This is a genomic window from Bradyrhizobium sp. BLXBL-03 (genome assembly GCF_051853015.1).
Classification (GTDB): Bacteria; Pseudomonadota; Alphaproteobacteria; order Rhizobiales; family Xanthobacteraceae; genus Bradyrhizobium; species Bradyrhizobium manausense.
In genome coordinates, this window is record NZ_CP182470.1 from 386,777 (window position 1) to 403,126 (window position 16,350).

The 16,350-nt window shown below is 64.8% G+C and carries 13 protein-coding genes; 10 read left to right on the plus strand and 3 right to left on the minus strand.

Features of this window, described 5'->3' with window-relative positions; translation table 11 throughout:
• The first annotated feature begins 133 nt into the window (after nucleotides 1–133).
• The 9 genes from mdh to ACNJX9_RS01925 all read left to right on the plus strand — a co-directional run bounded on the left by mdh (nucleotide 134) and on the right by ACNJX9_RS01925 (nucleotide 11,247).
• Nucleotides 134–1,102: a malate dehydrogenase gene (mdh, locus tag ACNJX9_RS01885; protein ID WP_027572983.1), complete on the plus strand. Its 969-nt coding sequence runs from the start codon at nucleotides 134–136 to the stop codon at nucleotides 1,100–1,102.
• Between the two features lie 214 nt (nucleotides 1,103–1,316).
• Nucleotides 1,317–2,513 (plus strand): ADP-forming succinate--CoA ligase subunit beta, encoded by a 1,197-nt coding sequence (sucC, locus tag ACNJX9_RS01890; protein WP_057740740.1) that lies wholly within the window; start codon nucleotides 1,317–1,319, stop codon nucleotides 2,511–2,513.
• Nucleotides 2,514–2,517: 4 nt separating this feature from the next.
• Nucleotides 2,518–2,997 carry a DUF1579 family protein gene (locus ACNJX9_RS01895; RefSeq protein WP_057740743.1) on the plus strand — a complete coding sequence of 160 codons (480 nt, stop codon included), beginning with the start codon at nucleotides 2,518–2,520 and terminating at the stop codon, nucleotides 2,995–2,997.
• A 36-nt stretch (nucleotides 2,998–3,033) separates the two neighbouring features.
• Complete coding sequence (gene sucD / locus ACNJX9_RS01900) at nucleotides 3,034–3,918, plus strand: succinate--CoA ligase subunit alpha (protein WP_439407640.1); 885 nt, start codon at nucleotides 3,034–3,036, stop codon at nucleotides 3,916–3,918.
• Nucleotides 3,919–4,053: 135 nt separating this feature from the next.
• Complete coding sequence (locus tag ACNJX9_RS01905) at nucleotides 4,054–7,011, plus strand: 2-oxoglutarate dehydrogenase E1 component (protein ID WP_057740750.1); 2,958 nt, start codon at nucleotides 4,054–4,056, stop codon at nucleotides 7,009–7,011.
• Nucleotides 7,012–7,162: 151 nt separating this feature from the next.
• Nucleotides 7,163–8,407 carry a 2-oxoglutarate dehydrogenase complex dihydrolipoyllysine-residue succinyltransferase gene (gene odhB, locus ACNJX9_RS01910; protein WP_057740752.1) on the plus strand — a complete coding sequence of 415 codons (1,245 nt, stop codon included), beginning with the start codon at nucleotides 7,163–7,165 and terminating at the stop codon, nucleotides 8,405–8,407.
• 55 nt (nucleotides 8,408–8,462) lie between these two features.
• Nucleotides 8,463–9,224: an SDR family oxidoreductase gene (locus tag ACNJX9_RS01915; RefSeq protein ID WP_083513842.1), complete on the plus strand. Its 762-nt coding sequence runs from the start codon at nucleotides 8,463–8,465 to the stop codon at nucleotides 9,222–9,224.
• Nucleotides 9,225–9,281: 57 nt separating this feature from the next.
• On the plus strand, nucleotides 9,282–10,682 hold the full coding sequence (gene lpdA / locus ACNJX9_RS01920; protein ID WP_439407641.1) for a dihydrolipoyl dehydrogenase: 1,401 nt from the start codon (nucleotides 9,282–9,284) through the stop codon (nucleotides 10,680–10,682).
• 34 nt (nucleotides 10,683–10,716) lie between these two features.
• A complete protein-coding gene (locus ACNJX9_RS01925; RefSeq protein ID WP_057740756.1) occupies nucleotides 10,717–11,247 on the plus strand; it encodes a hypothetical protein in 531 nt (176 codons plus the stop codon).
• A gap of 161 nt (nucleotides 11,248–11,408) precedes the next feature.
• Here ACNJX9_RS01925 and ACNJX9_RS01930 read toward each other — a convergent pair whose 3' ends face one another.
• Together ACNJX9_RS01930 and ACNJX9_RS01935 are read right to left on the minus strand one after the other, a co-directional pair.
• Nucleotides 11,409–12,002 (minus strand): DUF4337 domain-containing protein, encoded by a 594-nt coding sequence (locus ACNJX9_RS01930; protein WP_057740758.1) that lies wholly within the window; start codon nucleotides 12,000–12,002, stop codon nucleotides 11,409–11,411.
• A gap of 100 nt (nucleotides 12,003–12,102) precedes the next feature.
• Nucleotides 12,103–13,068, minus strand: coding sequence for a tyrosine recombinase XerC (locus ACNJX9_RS01935; protein ID WP_057740760.1), 966 nt, complete (start codon nucleotides 13,066–13,068; stop codon nucleotides 12,103–12,105).
• A 112-nt stretch (nucleotides 13,069–13,180) separates the two neighbouring features.
• On the opposite strand from ACNJX9_RS01935, the gene ACNJX9_RS01940 reads away from it, so the two are divergent.
• Complete coding sequence (locus tag ACNJX9_RS01940; RefSeq protein ID WP_439407642.1) at nucleotides 13,181–15,391, plus strand: primosomal protein N'; 2,211 nt, start codon at nucleotides 13,181–13,183, stop codon at nucleotides 15,389–15,391.
• Between the two features lie 254 nt (nucleotides 15,392–15,645).
• On the opposite strand, the gene ACNJX9_RS01945 is transcribed toward ACNJX9_RS01940, so the two are convergent.
• Nucleotides 15,646–16,152, minus strand: coding sequence for a septal ring lytic transglycosylase RlpA family protein (locus ACNJX9_RS01945; RefSeq protein ID WP_057740764.1), 507 nt, complete (start codon nucleotides 16,150–16,152; stop codon nucleotides 15,646–15,648).
• Nucleotides 16,153–16,350: the final 198 nt, after the last annotated feature.

Consider the following 16,350-nt stretch of genomic DNA (forward strand, 5'->3'; position numbering starts at 1 on the left):
ACGGCCCGGGTTGTGCTGGCCGGAAACGCGGCAAGCCCGACAAATGGGCATCCACCGACTTGAACGGGGGAAGCGAAAGGGATAACCACCCTCTCAGTTTTCCCCTCCTCACGTGTCTAAAGGACAGGTTCACATGGCGCGCGACAAGATTGCTTTGATTGGCTCCGGCCAGATCGGCGGAACGCTGGCTCACCTCATCGGCCTGAAAGAGCTGGGCGACGTCGTGATGTTCGACATCGCCGAGGGCGTGCCGCAGGGCAAGGCGCTCGACATCGCGCAGTCCTCCCCGGTCGACGGTTTCGACGCGCATTACACCGGCGCCAACTCCTACGAGGCTCTCGATAACGCCAAGGTCTGCATCGTCACCGCCGGCGTGCCGCGCAAGCCCGGCATGAGCCGCGACGACCTCCTCTCCATCAACCTCAAGGTCATGGAGCAGGTCGGTGCCGGCATCAAGAAGTATGCTCCCGACGCCTTCGTCATCTGCATCACCAATCCGCTCGACGCCATGGTCTGGGCGCTGCAGAAGGCTTCCGGCCTGCCGCACAAGAAGGTCGTCGGCATGGCCGGCGTGCTCGACTCCGCGCGCTTCCGCTACTTCCTGGCCGACGAGTTCAACGTCTCGGTCGAAGACGTCACCGCCTTCGTGCTCGGCGGCCATGGCGATACCATGGTGCCGCTGGTGAAATACTCCACCGTCGCCGGCATCCCGCTGCCCGACCTCGTCAAGATGGGCTGGACCTCGCAGGCGCGCCTTGACGAGATCGTCGACCGCACCCGCAACGGCGGCGCCGAGATCGTCAATCTGCTCAAGACCGGCTCGGCCTTCTACGCCCCGGCCGCCTCCGCCATCGCGATGGCCGAGAGCTATCTGAAGGACAAGAAGCGCGTGCTGCCCTGCGCCGCCTATCTCAACGGCGAGTACAGCGTGAAGGACATGTATGTCGGCGTGCCCGTCGTGATCGGCTCCAAGGGCGTCGAGCGCGTCGTCGAGATCGAACTCGCCGGCAAGGACCGCGAGGCCTTCGACAAGTCGGTCGGCGCCGTGCAGGGCCTGGTCGATGCCTGCAAGAAGATCGCCCCCGATCTTCTCGGCCGTTAAGGCGCAACAATCCCGCCGAAGACCGACACCCGGTCTTCGGCGGTTTCACTTCCGGACCCCTGATGCAATCCTTGCTGAAGGCTGGGCGGGGTCTGGGTCCAGGATATCCGACGAGAGAGAATCCGGGTTGCAGTTCCTGTGGTATATGGTATGCCAGCCACAAGACTGAGGTGGGCCCATGAGGTCACCGCCCGCGGCTTCAGGGAGCGACCATATGAATATTCATGAATATCAGGCCAAGGCGCTGCTGAGCGAGTTCGGTGTGCCGATCTCCAAGGGCGTTCCGGTCCTGAGTGCCACGGACGCAGCTGCCGCAGCCATGGCGCTGCCCGGTCCGGTCTGGGTGGTGAAGAGCCAGATTCACGCCGGCGGCCGCGGCAAGGGCAAGTTCAAGGAAGCCTCGGCCGGCGACAAGGGCGGCGTCCGCATCGCCAAGTCGGCCGCCGAAGTCTCCGAATTCGCCAAGCAGATGCTGGGCGCCACCCTGGTGACGGTGCAGACCGGCCCGGCCGGCAAGCAGGTCAACCGCCTCTACGTCGAAGACGGCTCCGACATCGACAAGGAGTTCTATCTCTCGATCCTGGTCGACCGCGAAACCTCGCGCGTTTCCTTCGTCGTCTCGACCGAAGGCGGCGTCAACATCGAGGACGTTGCGCACAACACCCCCGAGAAGATCGTGACCTTCTCGGTCGACCCGGCGACCGGCATCATGGGCCATCACGGCCGCACCGTCGCGAATGCCCTGAAGCTCTCGGGTGATCTCGCCAAGCAGGCGGAAAAGCTCACCGCGCAGCTCTATGCGGCCTTCGTCGCCAAGGACATGTCGATGCTGGAGATCAACCCGCTGGTCGTGACCAAGCAGGGTCAGCTCCGCGTGCTCGACGCCAAGGTGTCGTTCGACGACAACGCGCTGTTCCGCCATCCCGAGGTGCTCGCGCTGCGCGACGAGACCGAGGAAGACGCCAAGGAAATCGAGGCGTCGAAATACGACCTCAACTATGTCGCGCTCGACGGCAATATCGGCTGCATGGTCAACGGCGCCGGTCTCGCCATGGCGACGATGGACATCATCAAGCTCTACGGCATGGCGCCGGCGAACTTCCTCGACGTCGGCGGCAGCGCCAGCAAGGAGAAGGTCGCGGCCGCGTTCAAGATCATCACCGCCGACCCCAACGTGAAGGGCATCCTGGTCAACATCTTCGGCGGCATCATGAAGTGCGACGTGATCGCCGAAGGCGTCACCGCTGCGGTTCGCGAGGTCGGCCTCAGCGTGCCGCTCGTGGTTCGCCTCGAAGGCACCAATGTCGAGCTCGGCAAGAAGATCATCCGCGAATCCGGCCTGAACGTGGTGCCGGCGGACAATCTCGACGACGCCGCGCAGAAGATCGTGAAGGCCGTCAAGGGAGGCTAAGGCCATGGCCCAGGACCATCTCTCCGCATCATCTCCACTTGCAGAGCATGCGCGTCTCGCCGCGTTCGCCGGCGAATGGAATGGTGAAGAGATGGTCTTTCCGTCGCGCTGGACTGCGGGCGGACCGGCCACCTCGCGCACCGTCGCGCGCATGGATCTCAACGGGTTCTATCTGATCCAGGACTCGGTGCAGATGCGCGACGGCAAGGAGGTCTTCGCCACCCACGGCCTCTTCACCTACGACCGCGACGACCGGACCTACAAATTGTTCTGGTACGATTCGCTTGGCTACACGCCGCCCTCGCCCGCATCAGGCGGCTGGGTCGGCAACACCCTGACGCTGGTGCGCGGCTCGCTTCGCGGCAATGCGCGCCACGTCTATGAGATCATCGACGACGTCTCTTACTCGTTGAAGATTCAGTTCTCGCCGGATGCGGAAGGCTGGGCCGACGTGCTCACCGGCATCTACCGCCGCATCCACTGACCCTCTCACTCCGTTAGTTTCGCGAAAGCAGACCTCATGTCCATCCTGATCGACAAGAACACCAAGGTCATCTGCCAGGGCTTCACCGGCAAGAACGGCACCTTCCATTCCGAGGCTGCGATTGCTTACGGCACCAAGATGGTCGGCGGCACTTCGCCGGGTAAGGGCGGCTCGACCCATCTCGGCCTGCCGGTGTTCGACACGGTGCGCGAGGCGCGGGAGAAGACCGGTGCCGACGCGTCGGTGATCTACGTGCCGCCGCCGGGCGCGGCGGATGCGATCTGCGAGGCCATCGACGCCGAGATCCCGCTGATTGTCTGCATCACTGAAGGCATTCCCGTCATCGACATGGTGCGCGTGAAGCGCTCGCTCGCCGGCTCGAAGTCGCGCCTGATCGGGCCGAACTGCCCGGGCGTCATGACCGCCGGCGAGTGCAAGATCGGCATCATGCCCACCAACATCTTCAAGACCGGCTCGGTCGGCATTGTCTCCCGTTCCGGCACGCTGACTTACGAAGCCGTGTTCCAGACCACCCAGGAAGGCCTCGGCCAGACCACCGCGGTCGGCATCGGCGGCGACCCGGTCAAGGGCACCGAGTTCATCGACGTCCTCGAAATGCTGCTGGCCGACGCCAAGACCGAGTCGATCATCATGATCGGCGAGATCGGCGGTTCCGCCGAGGAGGATGCCGCCCAGTTCCTCAAGGACGAGGCCAAGCGCGGCCGCAAGAAGCCGATGGTCGGTTTCATCGCGGGCGTCACTGCCCCTCCGGGCCGCCGCATGGGCCATGCCGGGGCGATCATTTCGGGCGGCAAGGGCGACGCCGGTTCCAAGACCGAAGCGATGAAATCCGCAGGTATTACAGTGTCGCCGTCGCCGGCACGCCTCGGCCACACGCTTGCCGAAAAGTTGAAAGGCTAATTCACTCCTTCGTGCTTTTCCGGGCGAAGTTTCGCAGCAAATGGGGTAAAGGGTGCCTGTCGCGGCGAGCCCTGTCGGGGAGCTCGGCGCCAGCGCCGTTTGTTATGCGCGAACCGAAATCGCCAGGAACCCAGTATGTCTCGCCAGGACGCGAACGCAGCCTTTGCCCTGTCATCATTTTTGCAGGGCACCAACGCCACCTACATCGACGAAATCTACGCCCGCTACGAGAAGGACCCGTCCTCGGTCGACGCCGAGTGGCAGGAATTCTTCAAGAGCCTCAACGACCAGCCGGCTGACGTCCTCAAGAACGCCGAAGGTCCGTCCTGGGAGCGCGACAACTGGCCGCTGACCCCCAAGGACGACCTGACCTCCGCGCTCGACGGCAATTGGGCCGAAGTCGAGAAGGCGGTCGGCAGCAAGATCGCCGCCAAGGCGCAAGCCAAGGGCGCCGACATCTCCTCCGCCGACCTGCTCCAGGCCACGCGCGACTCCGTCCGTGCGCTGATGCTGATCCGCTCCTATCGCATGCGCGGTCACTTCCACGCCAAGCTCGATCCGCTCGGCATCGAAGCCCAGCGCAACCGCGAAGAGCTCGACCCGCGCACCTATGGCTTCACCGAAGCCGATTTCGACCGCAAGATTTTCCTCGATCACGTGCTCGGCCTCGAATATGGCACCTTGCGCGAGATCACCGCGATCTGCGAGCGCACTTACTGCCAGACGCTCGGCGTGGAGTTCATGCATATCAGCAATGCCGCGCAGAAGGCGTGGATCCAGGAGCGCATCGAGGGGCCGGACAAGGAAATCTCGTTCACGCGGGAAGGCCGCCGCGCCATCCTCACCAAGCTGGTCGAAGCCGAAGGCTTCGAAAAGTTCTGCGACACCAAGTTCACCGGCACCAAGCGCTTCGGCCTCGACGGCGGTGAAGCGCTGATCCCCGCGCTCGAGCAGATCATCAAGCGCGGCGGCAATCTCGGCGTGAAGGAAATCGTGCTCGGCATGCCGCATCGCGGCCGCCTCAACGTGCTGACCCAGGTGTTGGGCAAGGCTCATCGCGCGCTGTTCCACGAGTTCAAGGGCGGTTCGGCCAACCCCGACGCCGTCGAAGGCTCCGGCGACGTCAAGTACCACCTCGGCGCCTCCTCGGACCGCGAGTTCGACGGCAACCGCATCCATCTGTCGCTGACCGCCAACCCCTCGCATCTCGAGATCGTCGATCCCGTCGTGCTCGGCAAGGTGCGTGCCAAGCAGGACCAGCACGGCGATCCGCCGGACCAGCGCATCTCGGTGATGCCGCTGCTCATGCATGGCGACGCGGCATTCGCGGGCCAGGGCGTGGTGGCGGAATGCTTCGGCCTGTCGGACCTGAAGGGCTACCGCACCGGCGGCTCCGTGCACTTCATCGTCAACAACCAGATCGGCTTCACCACCTATCCGCGTTATTCTCGTTCGTCGCCTTACCCGTCGGACGTCGCGAAGATGATCGACGCGCCGATCTTCCACGTCAACGGCGACGATCCGGAAGCCGTGGTGTTCGCGGCCAAGGTCGCGACCGAGTTCCGGCAGAAATTCCACAAGCCGGTCGTGATCGACATGTGGTGCTATCGCCGCTACGGTCACAACGAGGGCGACGAGCCGGCGTTCACCCAGCCGGTCATGTACAAGCGGATCGCGGCGCATCCGTCGACGCTGTCGCTCTATGCCAAGCGCCTGATCGCCGAGGGCGTGGTCACCGAGGGCGAGGTCGACAAGCTGAAGGCCGACTGGCGCGCGCGGCTCGATGCCGAGTTCGAGGCCGGCACCTCCTACAAGCCGAACAAGGCCGACTGGCTCGACGGCAAATGGGCCGGCTTCAAGATCGCCGACCAGGAAGAGGATGCGCGGCGCGGCGTCACCGGCGTCGACATCGCGACGCTGAAGGATATCGGCCGCAAGATCACCAAGGTGCCGGACGGCTTCCGCGTTCACCGCACCATCCAGCGTTTCCTCGATAATCGTGCCAAGGCGATCGACAGCGGCAACGGCATCGACTGGGCGACCGGCGAGGCGCTCGCGTTCTGCTCGCTGCTTTCCGAAAACCACCACGTCCGCCTCTCCGGACAGGATTCGGAGCGCGGCACCTTCTCGCAGCGCCATTCGGTCCTGATCGACCAGGAGGACGAGAGCCGCTACACGCCGTTCAACCATCTCGGCAACGAGCAGGGCCATTACGAGGTCATCAACTCCCTGCTGTCGGAAGAAGCGGTGCTCGGCTTCGAATACGGCTATTCGCTCGCCGAGCCGAACACGCTGACCCTGTGGGAAGCCCAGTTCGGCGACTTCGCCAATGGTGCGCAGGTCGTTTTCGACCAGTTCATCTCCTCGGGCGAGCGCAAATGGCTGCGCATGTCCGGCCTCGTCTGCCTGTTGCCGCACGGCTATGAGGGCCAGGGACCGGAGCATTCCTCGGCGCGCCTCGAGCGTTACCTGCAGATGTGCGCGGAAGACAACATGCAGGTGGTCTACCCGACCACGCCGGCGAACTACTTCCACGTGCTGCGCCGTCAGCTGCATCGCGAGATCCGCAAGCCGCTGATCATGATGACGCCGAAATCGCTGCTGCGTCACAAGCGTGCGGTCTCGCGTCTTGAGGAGCTGGCGAAGGGAACGACCTTCCACCGCATTCTCTACGATGACGCCCAGATGCTGCCGAACGAGCCGATCAAGCTCGTTCCGGACGAGAAGATCCGCCGCATCGTGCTGTGCTCGGGCAAGGTCTATTACGACCTCTACGAGGAGCGCGAGAAGCGCGGCATCGACGACATCTACCTGATGCGCGTCGAGCAGCTCTATCCGGTGCCGTTGAAGGCGCTGGTGGCCGAGCTGTCCCGCTTCAAGAAGGCGGAAGTGATCTGGTGCCAGGAAGAGCCGCGCAACATGGGCGCCTGGCACTTCATCGAGCCCTATCTGGAATGGGTGCTGAACCAGGTGAACGGTGCGAGCCGGCGTCCGCGTTATGTCGGCCGCGCCGCTTCCGCCGCGACCGCCACGGGTCTGATGTCCAAGCATCAGGCGCAGCTGAAGGCGTTCCTGGACGAAGCACTGAGCTGAACTTTTTTGAACTGCGTCATGTCCCGCCGAAAGGCGGGTCATTCAGTAGGTCGCGACTGCGAACGTCCGGCCTGCTGGATGGCTTGCTTTTTGCGGGCGATGGCACCTGAAAATTCTCGACCGCACCGGCGATCTCCTTAAGGAAAAGACCATGACTGAAATTCGTGTGCCGACGCTCGGCGAATCCGTCACCGAGGCCACCATCGGCCGCTGGTTCAAGAAGGCCGGCGACCCGGTCGCCGTCGACGAGCCCTTGGTGGAGCTCGAGACCGACAAGGTGACCATCGAGGTCCCGGCGCCCTCGGCCGGCACGCTGAGCGAGATCATCGCCGCCGATGGCGCGACCGTCGCAGTCGGTGCGCTGCTCGGCCAGATCACCGATGGCGCCGGTGCTGCCAAGTCCGCCGCCGCACCCGCCAAGCCTGCTGCAGCTGCTCCGGCGCCTGCCGCTGCCGCTCCGGTTGCCGCCGCTGCGCCAAAAGCACCGCCGGCCGATGCGCCGCTCGCTCCGTCCGTGCGCAAGATTTCGGCCGAGAGCGGCATCGATGCGTCGACCGTTCCGGGCTCCGGCAAGGATGGCCGCGTCACCAAGGGCGACATGCTCGCTGCGATCGAGCGTGCGGCCTCCGCGCCGACCCCGGTGAACCAGCCCGCCGCCGCCGTGCAGGTCCGCGCGCCGTCGCCTGCCGATGACGCCGCGCGCGAAGAGCGCGTCAAGATGACCCGCCTGCGCCAGACCATCGCGCGCCGCCTCAAGGACGTGCAGAACACCGCGGCCATGCTGACGACCTTCAACGAGGTCGACATGACCAACGTCATGGCGCTGCGTGCGCATTACAAGGATGCGTTCGAGAAGAAGCACGGCTCCAAGCTCGGCTTCATGGGCTTCTTCACCAAGGCCGTCGTGCAGGCGCTGAAGGACGTCCCGGCCGTCAACGCCGAGATCGACGGCACCGATTTGATCTACAAGAATTACTATCACATCGGCGTCGCCGTCGGCACCGACAAGGGGCTCGTCGTGCCCGTCGTGCGCGACTGCGATCAGAAATCGATCGCCGACATCGAGAAGGCCATCGCCGATTTCGGTCGCCGCGCTCGTGACGGCCAGCTCAAGATCGACGAGATGCAGGGCGGCACCTTCACCATCACCAACGGCGGCATCTACGGCTCGCTGATGTCGACCCCGATCCTGAACGCGCCGCAGTCCGGCATCCTCGGCATGCACAAGATCCAGGATCGCCCGGTGGTCGTCGGCGGCAAGATCGAGGTCCGCCCGATGATGTATCTGGCGCTGTCGTACGACCACCGCGTCATCGACGGCAAGGAAGCCGTCACCTTCCTGGTTCGCGTCAAGGAGAGCCTGGAAGATCCGGCACGCCTGGTGCTCGATCTCTGATCCCCGATGCTTTGAAGACGCCGTCGCCTGCATGGGCGACGGCGTTTGTCGAATGATGGAGGCGGACGTGACCGATAAAGTCGTTGTCATCACCGGCGGCAGCCGCGGCATTGGTCGCGCCACCGCGCTTGCGGCCGCCGCGCGCGGCTATCGCGTCGTGGTCGGCTATGCCAGCAACAAGAAGGCTGCCGACGAAGTGGTAGCTACGATCGAGGCCAGCAACGGCAAGGCGATCGCGGTGAAGTGCGACGTTGCCGAGGAACGCGACATCATCGACCTGTTCAAGCAGGCCGACAAATTCGGCACGCTTGGCGCGCTCGTCAACAATGGCGGCATTGTCGGTAGAAGCGGGGTGCGCGTCGACGAGATGACGGCCGAGCGCATCCAGCGCGTGCTGGCGGTCAACGTCACCGGCTCCATCCTCTGCGCGCGCGAGGCGGTCAAGCGCATGTCGACCAAGCATGGCGGCAAGGGCGGCGTCATCGTCAATCTGTCGTCGGTCGCCGCCAAGCTCGGCGCGCCCAACACCTATGTCGATTATGCCGCGTCCAAGGGCGCGGTCGATTCCTTCACCATCGGCCTCGGCTATGAGGTCGCTAGCGAAGGCATTCGCGTTGCCGCGATCCGCCCCGGCCTGATCGACACCGAAATTCACGCCTCCGGCGGCGAGCCCGACCGACATCATCGCCTGGCCCATATGGTTCCGATGAAGCGCGTCGGCACTGCGGACGAAATCGCCAATGCCATCGTCTGGCTGCTGTCGGACGATGCCTCCTACGTCACCTCAGCCATTCTCGATGTGTCCGGCGGACGCTGACGCGCCGCGCGGACGCTGACACATCCTCATCACGCTAAACTTACGGGACTTTCTCTCATGGCACCCTACGATCTCGTCGTCATCGGCACCGGACCTGGCGGTTATGTCTGCGCGGTGCGCGCCAGCCAGCTCGGCATGAAAGTCGCCGTGGTCGAAAAGAACGCGACGCTAGGCGGCACCTGTCTCAACGTCGGCTGCATGCCCTCGAAGGCGCTGCTGCATGCCTCCGAGATGTTCGAGGAAGCCGGGCACTCCTTCGCCAAGATGGGCGTGTCGGTGTCGTCGCCCAAGCTCGATCTTCCCGCGATGATGAACTTCAAGCAGCAGGGCATCGACGGTAACGTCAAGGGCGTCGAGTTCCTGATGAAGAAGAACAAGGTCGACGTGCTCAAGGGCACCGGCAAGATCCTCGGCACCGGCAAGGTCGAGGTCTCCGCCGACGGCAAGTCGCAGCTGATCGAGACCAGGAACATCGTGATCGCGACCGGCTCGGACATCGCGCGCCTCAAGGGCATCGAGATCGACGAGAAGCGCATCGTCTCGTCGACCGGCGCGCTGTCGCTGGACAAGGTGCCCGGCAAGCTCCTGATCGTCGGTGCCGGCGTGATCGGCCTCGAGCTCGGCTCGGTGTGGAAGCGGCTCGGCGCCGAAGTCGTCGTGGTCGAATTTTTGGATCGCATCCTGCCCGGCATGGACGGCGAGATCGCAAAGCAATTCCAGCGCATCCTCGAGAAGCAGGGTTTTGCCTTCAAGCTTGGCGCCAAGGTCACCGCCGTCGACACCTCAGGCAAGGCGCTGAAGGCGACCATCGAGCCTGCCGCCGGCGGTGCCGCCGAGACGCTGGAAGCCGACGTCGTGCTGGTCTGCATCGGCCGCGTGCCCTACACCGAGGGCCTCGGGCTGAAGGAAGCCGGCGTTGCGCTCGATGCGCGCGGCCGCGTCCAGATCGATCCGCATTTCGCCACCAGCCTGAAGGGCGTCTACGCCATCGGCGACGTCGTCGCCGGCCCCATGCTCGCGCACAAGGCCGAGGATGAAGCCGTCGCGGTTGCGGAGATCATCGCAGGCCAGGCCGGCCACGTGAACTACGACGTGATCCCGGGGGTGGTGTATACCACCCCGGAAGTGTCCTCCGTCGGCAAGACCGAGGAAGAACTCAAGCAGGCCGGCGTCGCCTACACCGTCGGGAAGTTTCCTTTTACCGCCAACGGCCGCTCCAAGGTCAATCAGACCACTGACGGCTTCGTGAAGATTCTCGCAGATGCGAAGACCGACCGCGTGCTCGGCGTGCACATCATCGGCATCGAAGCCGGCGAAATGATCCATGAGGCCTGCGTTCTCATGGAATTTGGCGGCAGTGCGGAGGATCTCGCCCGCACCTGCCACGCGCATCCGACCCGCTCCGAGGCCGTCAAGGAAGCCGCGCTTGCAGTCGGCAAGCGGGCCATCCATATGTAGGTCACGCCCAGGGCCGAATCGGGCGGGACATCACATGCTACGCCGCCTTCTTCAACCGGTCTGGGTCCTGCTTGCGATCATCTTTTTGATCGAAGCCTGGCTGTGGGACCATCTCGAGCCTGTCGTCGCGCGGGCGGTCGCACTGATCCCGCTCGCCCGCGTGAAGGAGTGGCTGGCCGACCGCGTCGATGCACTGTCCCCGGCGATGACGCTGATCGTGTTCGTGGTGCCGATCATCCCGCTGTTTCCGCTCAAGCTGATCGGCCTGTGGCTGCTCACGCATCAATACTGGCTGACCGGCGTCTCCACGTTCCTGTTCGCAAAAATGCTGGGCGTCGGCGTCACCGCCTTCGTATTCGACGTCACGCGCGACAAGCTGCTGGAGATGCACTGGTTCGAGCGCCTCTACGAGCTGGTGCTGCGGCTGCGTGCCAAGGCGACCGAACTCGTCGAGCCGATCAAGCGGCGCATCCGCGAGCTGATCAAGGGCGACGGCGAAGGCTGGTCCTCGCGCACGCTCCGTTTGATCCAGCGCTTCCGCAAGAGCGTGCACGAAGCGCGGTAGAGCGGCGGTCACCGCTCTATCCTCCGTCATTGCGAGCGAAGCGAAGCAATCCAGAATCTCTCTGCGGAGGCAGTCTGGATTGCTTCGTCGCATCCGCGCAAAATTGCTGCGCAATTTGTCGCGAGCTCCTCGCAATGACGCGGCGAGAGTCGTGTTTCCCCCTACCCATGCAGATGCAAGAGATGCGGCGCCCAGGCGCCGAGCATGGTCATGCCGAGGCCAGCGATCGTCAAGAGCCCGGCGATCCAGGCCAGCGGCAGCATGCCGGTGATGATCGTCGCCGACGCCAGCACGATGCCGATCTGGAACGCGGCCGAGGCCAGCTCGAAATGATGATATTTCGCGGTCGCCTCGTCGCGCTCGTGCTCGGCGTGCTTGGCCTTTTCGGCGAGCTGCTCGGTACCTTCGCCGGTCTCGGGCTCGGAGCGGTAGCGCGCCGCGGTCTTGGTCCAATCGTCGATCTGCTTCTGCACCGCGGCCTTCATGGCATCGTCGGTGGCAGCACCCAGCGTCAGCTTGCCCTGCTCGGCGGCGGTCTGCACCACGGTGCGGCGGATGCTCTTGGCCTGGAAGAACGCCCAGAGATTGGAAGCCTCGACGTTCTTGCTGATCGACTCGGTCTGGGCGCCCTTGCCGAGCGTTTCCGAGATCGCCAGGAACAGTGCCAGCACCGCGATCAGCAGGGCGATCTTCTTGTTCTCGCCCGATGCGTGCTCGGCATGCTCGGCGTGCTCCATGCTTTCGTGTGCGCTCATGATCCCTCCTGTCGCGGCTCCGCAACGATTGACCGAACCGCGCGGCTCGCGCAAGAGGCATGCTTGCCAGGAGCGAGCCATGACAGCTTGATGTCAGTAATTATCGGCGCGGATGCGCGCTCGCATAGACTTCCAGCAGCCGCTCGGAATCGATCCCGGTATACACCTGCGTGGTCGACAGCGAGGAATGGCCGAGCAATTCCTGGATGGCGCGCAAGTCCCCGCCGCGCGAGAGCAGGTGCGTGGCGAAGGAGTGCCGCAGCGCGTGCGGCGTGGCGCTGTCGGGCAAGCCCAGCGCGCCGCGCAGCCGCTCCATCGCGAGCTGGATGATGCGCGGGCTCAAGGGACCGCCGCGCGCGCCGACGAAGATCGGTCCCTCCTGCGGCAACGCATGCGGGCACATCGCGACATATTCGTCGATCAGCGCCAGCACGTTCTGCAGCACCGGCACCATGCGCGTCTTGTTGCCTTTGCCTGTGACGACCAGAACGTCGCCTTCGCCGGCCTTCGGCACCTCGCGGCGCTTCAGCCCCAGCGCCTCGGAGATGCGCAGGCCCGATCCATAGAGCAGCGCCATCACCGCGGCGTCGCGCACCAGGATCCAGGTCTCACGTTCCTCGCCGGCGCGCTCGTCGGCGTCAGCCAGGCGCTTTGCCGATGCCATCGGCAGCGGCTTCGGCAAGGTCTTTGCGACCTTCGGCGCGCGGATCGCGGAGAGCGCGCCGACCTTGCCCTTGCCCTCGCGCTCGAGGAAGCGGCCGAACGAGCGCAGGCCCGCCAGCGCGCGCATCAGTGAACGGCCGGCAATATCATCGGCGCGGCGCATCGCCATGAAGGCGCGCACGTCGGTGGCTTCAAGCGAGGCGAACCGTTCCAGCGTCACGCGCTCGCCCCAATGGCTACACAGGAAATCCAGGCATTGCCTGAGGTCGCGGCCATAGGCTTCCAGCGTCTTCGGCGACAGCCGCCGCTCGGCGCCGAGATGCGACAGCCAGCGCGCCATCTCCTGCGCGATCGAGGGATCGGCGCTGGCGAGCTCGATGTGGGGGGCGGCCGCTTTGCTCATGCGCTCTGGACGTGGTGATTCCGCACAGTATATCGCATCCCACCAGTTTACTGTTCGCTAAGGCGGCTCGACAGCGCTAGCCTGAACGTCACAAGGTTCCGATTCTCCGTTCATGGATCACACCTCGCGCAGCTCGACCGCCCCCGCCACCGCAACCCGCATGGTCGACGTGCTGGTGCCTGTCGCGCTCGACCAGACCTATTCCTACAAGGTCCCTGTGGGCATGGAGCTGAAGGCCGGCGATCTCGTCGGTGTGCCGCTGGGGCCGCGCGAGGTGCTCGCCGTGGTCTGGGGCGAGAACGCCAATCCCGATCCGCGCCTGCACAATCGCCTCAAGGAGGTCAGCGAGAAGCTCGACGTCCCGCCGCTGAAGGGCGAGCTGCGCGCCGTCGTCGACTGGGTCGCCAATTATACGCTGAGCCCGCGCGGCATGGTGCTGCGGATGTGCCTGCGCATGGGCGAGAGCCTCGGCCCCGAACGGGTCCGCGCCGGCGTGCGGCTGACAGGCGATCCCCCGCGGCGGCTGACGCCGGCGCGCTCGCGCGTCATCGAGGTGCTGTCGGACCGGCTGCTGCACGGCAAGTCCGAGGCTGCCAAGGAAGCCGGCGTCTCCGCCGGCGTGATCGACGGCCTCGTCGATGAGGGCACGCTCACGGTCGAGCCGATGCCGCCGCCGCCCCCGCCGCCCGCGCCCGATCCGGAGTTCGGCCGGCCGGATTTCTCGCCGCTGCAGCGCGCCGGCGTCGATGCGATGCGCGCGCTCGCGGCCAACGGCACCTTCCATGTCGCGCTGCTCGACGGCGTCACCGGCTCCGGCAAGACCGAGGTTTATTTCGAGGCCGTGGCGGAAACCATCCGCCGCGGCAAGCAGTCACTGATCCTGATGCCGGAGATCGCGCTGACCGGCCAGTTCCTCGATCGCTTCGCGCAACGTTTCGGCGTGCGCCCGATCGAATGGCACTCCGAGCTGACGCCGCGCACCCGCGCGCGCAATTGGGCTGCAATCTCCGAAGGCACCGCGCCGGTCGTGGTCGGCGCGCGCTCGGCGCTGTTTCTCCCTTACGCCAATCTCGGCCTCATCGTGGTCGATGAGGAGCACGACCAGGCCTACAAGCAGGACGAGGGCGTGCATTATCACGCCCGCGACATGGCAGTGGTGCGCGCGCATATCGCCAAAATCCCGATCGTGCTGGCCTCCGCCACGCCCTCGGTCGAGTCAGAGGTCAATGCGCGCAAGAACCGCTATCAGCGCATCGCGCTGCCCTCGCGCTTCGGCGGCCAGCACATGCCTGAAATCGAGGCCATCGACCTCAGGCGCGAGCCGCCCGCGCGAGGCCGCTACATCTCGCCGCGCCTGGCAGGCGAGATCAGAAAAGCCATCGAGAAGCGCGAGCAGGCGCTGCTGTTCCTCAATCGACGCGGCTATGCGCCGCTGACGCTGTGCCGTGCCTGCGGCCATCGCTTCGCCTGCACCATCTGCGATGCCTGGCTGGTCGATCACCGCTTTCGCCAGCGCCTCGTCTGCCATCATTGCGGCTTCTCGATGCCGCGGCCGCCAACCTGTCCACATTGCGCGGCGGAGGAATCGCTGGTGGCCGTCGGCCCCGGTGTCGAACGCCTGCAGGAGGAAGCGGCGGCGCTGTTCCCGGAAGCGCGCACCATGGTGCTGTCGAGCGATCTCATCACCTCGATCGAGACGATGCGCAGCGAGCTTGCCGAGATCGCGGAAGGCCGCGTCGACATCATCATCGGCACGCAGCTCGTCGCCAAGGGCCACAATTTTCCGCGGCTCAATCTCGTCGGCGTGGTCGATGCGGATCTCGGCCTTTCCAACGGCGATCCGCGTGCGGCAGAGCGCACCTGGCAATTGCTCAACCAGGTGATCGGCCGCGCCGGCCGCGAGCAGGGCCGCGGCGTCGGCTATCTGCAGACCCACCAGCCCGATCACCCCGTCATGAAGGCGCTGATCGCCTGCGACCGCGAGGCCTTCTACGACAGCGAGATCGATCTGCGCGAGAAGACGCTCTATCCGCCGTTCGGGCGCCTTGCCAGCCTGATCATCTCCGCCGGCGATCGTCCGAGCGCCGAGGGCCTCGGCCGCAAGCTCGTTGCACTCGCGCCGCGCGACGAGCGCGTCGTCGTGCTCGGCCCCGCCGAAGCCCCGCTCGCCGTCATCAAGGGCCGCTACCGCTTCCGCATCCTGGTCAAATCGGCCCGCGGCTTCGATCTCTCGGACTATTTGCGCAACTGGCTCGCGGTGTGCCCGAAGCCGACCGGCAACCAGAAGCTCGAGGTGGACGTCGATCCGCAGAGCTTTTTGTAAGGCCAAGCCGCGGCCATATCCTCCGTCGTCATTCCGGGGCGCGCGTAGCGTGAAGCCGGAATCCATTCATCCACCAACTCTGTCGCACGATGGATTCCGGGTTCGATGCTGCGCATCGCCTCGGAATGACGGGTCAATATTGGCGACGAAGTCAAACAAAAAGCCCGTGGTCCCCCAAGACCACGGGCTTGTTTCATTCGCGCAGCAAAACTGATGAAAACTGCGCAAGCGGGCCGAAGGCGCTTCTCGCGCCGTTAGGAGACGACTTCCGCGGTGACGCGGCCGACGCCGGCACCGGTGAGGCCGATGGCGCGGGCTGCACCCGTGGAGAGGTCGAGCACACGGCCGCGCACGAACGGGCCACGGTCATTGATGGTGACGATGACGCTCTGGCCGCCATGGGTCACACGAACCTTGGTGCCGAACGGCAGGGTCCGGTGCGCCGCGGTCATGGCGTTCTGGTTGAAGCGCGCGCCGGAGGCGGTGCGGCTGCCGGACTCGTTGCCGTAATAGGAGGCCATGCCGGAGAAGCTGTGGCCGGTGCCCTGCGACGGCGTCATCGACGCATTGGCGTTGAACCAACCGGAATTCGCGACGGTGTCAGCCTGGGCCTGGTGGCTGTGGTGGTGAGAACCCCGGTGGTGATGCCTGGATTTGGCGGAAGCTTCGGTGGCAGTTCCACCGACGAAGAGAGTTGCAGCGACGAAAGCAATCGCCGTACGCGGCCGGGTCACAGTTCCCAGCGTCTTCAATGACAGCATTTAATGGTCCCTACGCTAGTAATGCCACATATGTGGCAAGTGGAGCCCCCATCAGTTTGTGAGCGAGTTGGCGTTTCGATTCGCAATGAGGCGTGAATTGGGCAGTAAATCCGATCAATGTCGTCATGAAATATCTCGTGATCTGAATCGATATTCACCCAAAGTTCCGTAATCTTTCCATTTAATGATTCGTTAACT

Coding starts and splice junctions, on each gene's coding strand:
- sucC (WP_057740740.1), top strand. CDS start 1,317: ATGAATATTCATGAATATCAGGCCAAGGCGCTGCTGAGCGAGTTCGGT.
- mdh (WP_027572983.1), top strand. CDS start 134: ATGGCGCGCGACAAGATTGCTTTGATTGGCTCCGGCCAGATCGGCGGA.
- ACNJX9_RS01915 (WP_083513842.1), top strand. CDS start 8,463: ATGGAGGCGGACGTGACCGATAAAGTCGTTGTCATCACCGGCGGCAGC.
- ACNJX9_RS01940 (WP_439407642.1), top strand. CDS start 13,181: ATGGATCACACCTCGCGCAGCTCGACCGCCCCCGCCACCGCAACCCGC.
- odhB (WP_057740752.1), top strand. CDS start 7,163: ATGACTGAAATTCGTGTGCCGACGCTCGGCGAATCCGTCACCGAGGCC.
- ACNJX9_RS01905 (WP_057740750.1), top strand. CDS start 4,054: ATGTCTCGCCAGGACGCGAACGCAGCCTTTGCCCTGTCATCATTTTTG.
- sucD (WP_439407640.1), top strand. CDS start 3,034: ATGTCCATCCTGATCGACAAGAACACCAAGGTCATCTGCCAGGGCTTC.
- lpdA (WP_439407641.1), top strand. CDS start 9,282: ATGGCACCCTACGATCTCGTCGTCATCGGCACCGGACCTGGCGGTTAT.
- ACNJX9_RS01945 (WP_057740764.1), bottom strand. CDS start 16,152: ATGCTGTCATTGAAGACGCTGGGAACTGTGACCCGGCCGCGTACGGCG.
- ACNJX9_RS01935 (WP_057740760.1), bottom strand. CDS start 13,068: ATGAGCAAAGCGGCCGCCCCCCACATCGAGCTCGCCAGCGCCGATCCC.
- ACNJX9_RS01895 (WP_057740743.1), top strand. CDS start 2,518: ATGGCCCAGGACCATCTCTCCGCATCATCTCCACTTGCAGAGCATGCG.
- ACNJX9_RS01930 (WP_057740758.1), bottom strand. CDS start 12,002: ATGAGCGCACACGAAAGCATGGAGCACGCCGAGCATGCCGAGCACGCA.
- ACNJX9_RS01925 (WP_057740756.1), top strand. CDS start 10,717: ATGCTACGCCGCCTTCTTCAACCGGTCTGGGTCCTGCTTGCGATCATC.